This window comes from Clostridium thermobutyricum DSM 4928 (assembly GCF_002050515.1).
Taxonomy (GTDB): domain Bacteria; phylum Bacillota; class Clostridia; order Clostridiales; family Clostridiaceae; genus Clostridium; species Clostridium thermobutyricum.
Genome location: NZ_LTAY01000082.1, coordinates 1 through 6,606, shown reverse-complemented (window position 1 = coordinate 6,606; position 6,606 = coordinate 1). Strand labels below are relative to the sequence as shown.

The 6,606-nt window shown below is 25.5% G+C and carries 5 protein-coding genes; 4 read left to right on the top strand and 1 reads right to left on the bottom strand.

Going from position 1 to position 6,606, the window contains the following annotated elements; genetic code table 11:
* Nucleotides 1-235: 235 nt before the first annotated feature.
* The 3 genes from CLTHE_RS14140 (at nt 236) to CLTHE_RS16915 (ending at nt 3,427) form a co-directional block, all read left to right on the top strand.
* A complete protein-coding gene (locus CLTHE_RS14140; RefSeq protein WP_242945656.1) occupies nt 236-622 on the top strand; it encodes a hypothetical protein in 387 nt (128 codons plus the stop codon).
* Between the two features lie 325 nt (nt 623-947).
* Nucleotides 948-3,170 carry a catalase/peroxidase HPI gene (gene katG / locus CLTHE_RS14135; RefSeq protein ID WP_080024031.1) on the top strand — a complete coding sequence of 741 codons (2,223 nt, stop codon included), beginning with the start codon at nt 948-950 and terminating at the stop codon, nt 3,168-3,170.
* A gap of 92 nt (nt 3,171-3,262) precedes the next feature.
* Nucleotides 3,263-3,427 (top strand): hypothetical protein, encoded by a 165-nt coding sequence (locus CLTHE_RS16915; protein WP_002599290.1) that lies wholly within the window; start codon nt 3,263-3,265, stop codon nt 3,425-3,427.
* 138 nt (nt 3,428-3,565) lie between these two features.
* On the opposite strand, the gene fliB is transcribed toward CLTHE_RS16915, so the two are convergent.
* Nucleotides 3,566-4,747, bottom strand: coding sequence for a flagellin lysine-N-methylase (gene fliB, locus CLTHE_RS14130; RefSeq protein WP_080024030.1), 1,182 nt, complete (start codon nt 4,745-4,747; stop codon nt 3,566-3,568).
* A gap of 902 nt (nt 4,748-5,649) precedes the next feature.
* Here fliB and CLTHE_RS14125 point away from each other — a divergent pair.
* Complete coding sequence (locus CLTHE_RS14125; protein ID WP_080024029.1) at nt 5,650-6,513, top strand: DMT family transporter; 864 nt, start codon at nt 5,650-5,652, stop codon at nt 6,511-6,513.
* Nucleotides 6,514-6,606: the final 93 nt, after the last annotated feature.

Here is a 6,606-nt window from a genome sequence, read left to right as displayed (position 1 = left end):
ATTTGATATTAAAAAATATAGGTAAATGCAGAAATAAAAAGATTTAAGCACTTTTTTGAATACTTTTTTATATTATAAATAAGAATTTAAAGAAATAATAAATGAAAAGTATGAGTGTAAAAGTTAAATTTTGGTTCTAACAATCCATATTAAGTATTAATTTGATAAATAATGTAAAAAGTATAATATATATTTATACAATAATATTTTTAAATAATACAAAGGAAGAGAGGAAATGAACTTGATAGGACATAGACATATATTGATTAAAGAAACAAAAGATATATTAGATAGAATGGTATTTATTCATAATGGAGCTTTTTTAAATTATGAAGATAATAAAGAAGAGAAACAAGAAGCTTTAGAAGTATTAGAAAATATAGTAAGAAAGCTAGGAACAGCATTAGAAAAATATAAAATGAAAGAAATAACTACAAATGATATGGAGGATATTTATAATGTATGTAAAAAAGGTTGTAATAATATAATTGTTACATATCCTTGGTTAAGTAAATTTGATTTACATAATGGAGCATATTTTAATTATCATGAAAATCTTGATAAGCATGTAATTAAATATAATAAATATAAAATCATTGATGAGATAAAGAAATTAAAATAAAAAAAGAAAAATTAACAAATAAGGAGTACTTAAATGTACTTTTTATTTATTAATTTATATATAGGATTTGATTTATTTTTATAAATTAGAACAGTTTATAGTGTTATGTCATTATAAACTGTTTTTTTATATCTAAAAAGGTGTAATAACTTAACCGTAAGGACACTTGTTAGAAAAATTTTGATAATAGAAGTATGTAGACTATTGCTTTGTTCATACATAATAATTCATGAATAGGTACATCTTATAGAATTATTATAAATATATATAGATATAAATATGTTTGAAAACGGATTTTAAAATTAATAAATTGGAGGAAAGTGTTATGGGAGAAATAAGATGTCCTGTTACGGGAAAAGTAAGAAAAGATATGAATGTTGAAAAATTTACTTCTAATGAAGGAAATTTAAACAAAGATTGGTGGCCAAACCAGTTGAATTTAAAAGTTTTAAGTCAGAATTCAGAAAAAGTTTCACCAATGGATTCAAATTTTGATTATATTAAAGAATTTAATAAATTAGATTTAAATGCAATAAAAAAAGATATAAAAGCTTTGATGACAAATTCTCAGGATTGGTGGCCTGCTGATTATGGTCATTATGGTCCTTTGTTTATAAGAATGGCATGGCATAGTGCAGGAACTTATAGAATAGGAGATGGACGTGGAGGTGCTAATACTGGAAATCAAAGATTTCCACCTATAAATAGTTGGCCAGATAATATTAATTTAGATAAGGCAAGAAGACTTCTTTGGCCTATTAAGCAAAAATATGGAAATAAAATTTCTTGGGCAGATCTTATGATATTGACAGGAAATTGTGCATTTGAATCTATGGGACTTAAATTGATAGGTTTTGCTGGAGGACGTGTAGACACATGGGAATCTGAAGAAGACACTTATTGGGGGAATGAAAAAAAGTGGCTAGAGAGCACTAAAGATGAAAATAATAAAATAGAAAATCCACTTGCAGCAGTTCAGATGGGACTTATATATGTCAATGCAGAAGGTCCAGATGGACAACCTAATCCTTTGGAATCAGGTAAAGATATAAGAGTAACTTTTGAAAGAATGGGAATGAATGATGAAGAAACAGTAGCATTAATAGCAGGAGGGCATACTTTTGGTAAATGTCATGGAGCAGGACCTGTAACTAATGTTGGACCAGAACCAGAAGCTGCTCCAATTGAAGAGATGGGATTAGGTTGGATTAGCTCATATAAAAGTGGTAAAGGAGCAGATACTATATCTAATGGTATAGAAGGTGCTTGGAATCCAACTCCTATAAAATGGGATACAGGATATTTTGATACTTTATTTGGATATGAATGGGATTTAATTAAAAGCCCAGCTGGAGCATGGCAGTGGACACCTACAGATCCAGAGGCTAAAAAAACAGTTCCAGATGCACATGATCCTTTAAAGACTCATGCGCCTATGATGACTACAGCTGATATGGCACTAAGAATGGATCCAATTTATAGGCCAATAGCCAAGAGATTTCATGAAAATCCTAAAGAATTTGAAAGAGTTTTTGCAAAAGCGTGGTTTAAACTTACTCATAGAGATATGGGACCTAAATCTAGGTATCAAGGTTCTGAAATTCCAAAAGAAGATTTTATTTGGCAAGATCCAGTTCCATCTGTAGATTTTAAGATTATTAATAAGAATGATATAAAAAGATTAAAAAATATGATAGAAGAAACTGGACTTTCTGTATCTGAATTAGTTTCTACAGCATGGGCTTCAGCAGTTACTTTTAGAGGTAGTGATTATAGAGGTGGAGCTAATGGTGCTAGATTAAGATTAGATCCTCAAAAAGATTGGGAAGTAAATGAGCCAGAAAAACTTAAAGGAATACTTTTAAAACTTGAATCTGTTGTAAATAAATTTAATAAGAAACATAGTGGTAAAAAGAAAGTTAGTCTAGCAGATATTATAGTTTTAGGTGGAAATGTAGGGATAGAAATAGCAGCTAAAAAAGCTGGAATGTATTTGAATGTTCCTTTTATTCCAGGTAGAACAGATGCAACAGAGAAGCAAACTGATGTTAAATCTTTTGAGGTATTAGAACCAGTAGCAGATGCATTTAGAAATTATTTAAAATATAATTTTAGCGTTTCTGCTGAAAAATTAATGGTAGATAAAGCTCAGTTACTCAATTTGACAGCACCTGAATTAACAGTATTATTGGGTGGATTAAGAGTATTAGATATAAATTACAAAGGTTCAAAAAATGGTGTATTTACTTGTAATCCAGGAGTTTTATCTAATGACTTTTTTGTTAATGTACTTGATATGTCTACAGTTTGGAAAAAGAGCGAAGATGATGAAAATATATTTATTGGATTTGATAGAGATACTGGAAAAGAAAAATGGACTGCTACTAGAGTTGATTTGATTTTTGGATCAAATTCACAGTTAAGAGCTATAACAGAGGTTTATGCAAGTTCAGATTCTAAGGAGAAGTTCTTGAGAGATTTTGTTAATGCATGGAATAAAGTTATGAATGCTGATAGGTTTGATATAAAAGAGAGAACAAAATTATGATAAATTATAAGAAAAGTCTATAATAGTTATTGCTTAAGGATAAAATAAAACTTAAAAATATAAAAGTTTAAGTGTAAAGGAGAAGCTATTATATGAAAAAGTGTATGTATTGTAGAGAAGAACTAGAAAAAGATTACTTTGAGAATAAAGTTGGATATTTTTGTAGTGAAGAGCATTTTTATAAATATTTAGAATCCTTATCAAAAGAGGAGTATATAGAAGTACAGAATTCTTTTTGTACATGTAGTGATGATTAAGAATAAAAATAATATTAATTAAAGCTGAATCTAAATATAGCGATTCAGCTTTAATTAAAAATCTATATTTAATTATAGTAATACTAATTAGAATATCTTTCCATCAATAATTTTTGTAATTCTACTTCAAATGAGAATTTATATATCAAAATCTAATAAATTTAGTATATTTAATATTTTAAAATCATCTTTTGTTTCAAAAATATCTTGCATAACATCTATATTTTCTTCTAAATGCTCAATGTTTTTAGAAGAAGTATAAAGTATTTTTACAAAATCAGAATTTGTTAAAGTACCAGTTTCAACCCATTGAATAATAGATAGCTCACGAATAATTAAAAGACTAACTACTGAAATTTTTATTTTAGAAGATAAATCAAAATCGAAAAAACCTTTTAAGAAATATCTATAGATGAAATAAGCTAGTATATTTTTAAAAGCATAATTATTTTCTTTAAAATAATCATTAAAATCATTTCTTTTACTTAAATAAAGAAGTTTATTATTTTCAATAAAGTTTATAGAGCTATTTATCTTTAGTGGATCAGTATTATCTAGCTGTTTAAAGTCTTTATAAACATTAAGATAATCATAAATTTGCTCAAATTGGTTAGATTTCTTAAAAGATTTTTCTAGAGTTTCTTCCTCTATATAAGTTAAAACTTTTTCTATAAAACCATATTTTAAAAATTCCTCATATTCTTTTATTACATCTGGAATTTCTTCCATATCTCCTAAATCAATTTTAGTTTGAAGATCATTAACAAAAGAAAGAATTATAGTAATTTTTTTATTAAATGATATGTGTGAATCATTTAAAATTTTAAATATTAAATTTCTAGACAATAAGAACTCATTAAGAACTTTTTTATCAAAATCTGATGGAATGTCAGTAATAACTTCTTCATTTGAAGATATAATAAATTCCAAGGCTTTATCTTCTTTTAAAATTATTCGTGCAGCCTCAGGGCAAGATAAGGATAGTCCCATTTCTTTTAAATCTAAAAATTGCTCTATAAATCTTGGGTATTGAGAGCAAGTATAACATAAGCTATCTTTTCCTAAATTTATATATAGGTCACAAGTATTATTAGAGTTTAAGAAGGAACATCTATTTTTATTTAATAAGAATATATTTTCATTTTCAGAGTTAGTTGTAATTTTACTTTGTAAAACATCTTTAAAAGGACCTTTTACGGCATTATATTTTTCTAGACTTTCATCATCTATTACAACTTCCCAGTTTGCACAACAAGTGGATTCACACTTATCTGCAATACATTTAAAATCATTAAAATAATGAGGAACACGTATTTTCATTGTTTTATACTACTAAATTTTAGTAGATTACCTCCCTGCTTTATAAAGTATCTTTGAAAATTATAGTATATAGCTAAATATATATCAATGGTTAACATTTGTGCTAATAATTAAAATATGAAGAAAATCAAAAAAATTAAATTGTAACTATCAGTTAATTAAAGTGCTGTACATTTTAAGTTAGAGTATATTAATAGTTTAAGTTAGAGTATATTAACAATATATAAAAAATAGAATTATGTAATTGACTATCTAAATAAAAAAGACTATCCTAGAATAGGATTTTTCCAAGATAAATATAAAAAAGAAAAAATTACTGTTAATTAAAATGTAATATATTATAAAAATAAAAATGAGAATTATATTAAGGGGAAATTTATAGTGTCTTTAAATAGAGTACTTTATAAAAGATACTTTTTAAATTAGTAAAAAATAAATTAGACATATAAATTAGTTTTTATCTTATAAATTTAGGTTTATGTAAATTATAGATAAAATTTATTATATATCATAAAAGATTAAATATAATTTAAACTGTATTTAGGGGGATTTTATTATGCAAGATGGTATAAATGGGGACAGAATAAAAGAGATTAGTAGTATAATTCTAAATAACATATAGAGCTTAAAGATGAGTTTTTTATATTAAACTAGACTAAAAATATACATAATATAAGCTTTAGATGCTCATTAATTTTATTAGAATTTTATATGTATAGCAAAAAGCTAAAAATAATTCTTAGAACTTAAAAAAATTATAAAATTGCATAGAAATACTTTAAACAGCTTTAATTATAGTACTAATTTTTATATATAGAATTAGTAGATTTTATAATTAAAAGCTAATTTATATAGTCTATATTGTTTTTTTAAATACACAATATAGAAAGTAGGATTAAAAAATGAATAGTGACAAAATCAAGGGTATAGGGTTAATATTATTAACTGCTGTATTATTATCTTTAATGGGAGTGTTTATAAAACTTGCAGGACATGTTCCAACGGCTGAAAAATTAGTTTATAGAAATTCACTAAGTATTGTAGTATCTTTCATTATAATACTAAAAACTAAAGGGTCATTTTTTGGAACTAAAGCAAGTAGAAAAGCATTAATTATAAGAACTGTTGTAGGGACAGTAGGAATACTTGCAAATATATATGCTATATCACATATGCTTTTAGCAAATGCAAGTATGTTATCAGAACTTAGTCCTTTCTTTGTAATAATTTTTTCTTTTATATTCTTAAAAGAAAAAATAAAACCAGTTCATATAATAGCTATAGCTTTAGCTTTTATTGGAGTAATTCTTATAATACATCCATCAGGAAGCAAATTCCAATTAGTTGCTTCATTATGTGCTTTATCATGTGCAGTACTAGCAGGTGCAGCATATACTACAATGAGATATTTAGGACCAATAGAAAAACCAGTTACAGTGGTATTTTTCTATACATTTATATCATCACTTTTATGTTTACCATTTATGATACATGGTTATGTCCCATTAACAGGAAAACAGTTTTTATATCTAATGCTATCTAGTGTAGCTGTTGTAGGAGCAGAATTTACAGTTGTTTATGCTTATAAATTTGCACCAGCTAGAGATATATCACTTTATACATATAGTGGTGTAATATTCTCAGCTATATTTGGATTTTTAGTTTGGGGAAAGCTTCCTAAAATGTATGATGTAATAGGATATGTAATAATAATAGTAGCAGCTATAATATTATTTGTATATAATACTAGATTTGAAAAAGCTTAAAATATTTATATTTAAAAGCTAATGCAAAATAATTTTGCATTAGCTTTTTTTATTTATAAATAAAAGTATATTTAATTTTTATTGGATTTGGAA

Coding starts and splice junctions, on each gene's coding strand:
- katG (WP_080024031.1), top strand. CDS start 948: ATGGGAGAAATAAGATGTCCTGTTACGGGAAAAGTAAGAAAAGATATG.
- CLTHE_RS14140 (WP_242945656.1), top strand. CDS start 236: ATGAACTTGATAGGACATAGACATATATTGATTAAAGAAACAAAAGAT.
- fliB (WP_080024030.1), bottom strand. CDS start 4,747: ATGAAAATACGTGTTCCTCATTATTTTAATGATTTTAAATGTATTGCA.
- CLTHE_RS16915 (WP_002599290.1), top strand. CDS start 3,263: ATGAAAAAGTGTATGTATTGTAGAGAAGAACTAGAAAAAGATTACTTT.
- CLTHE_RS14125 (WP_080024029.1), top strand. CDS start 5,650: ATGAATAGTGACAAAATCAAGGGTATAGGGTTAATATTATTAACTGCT.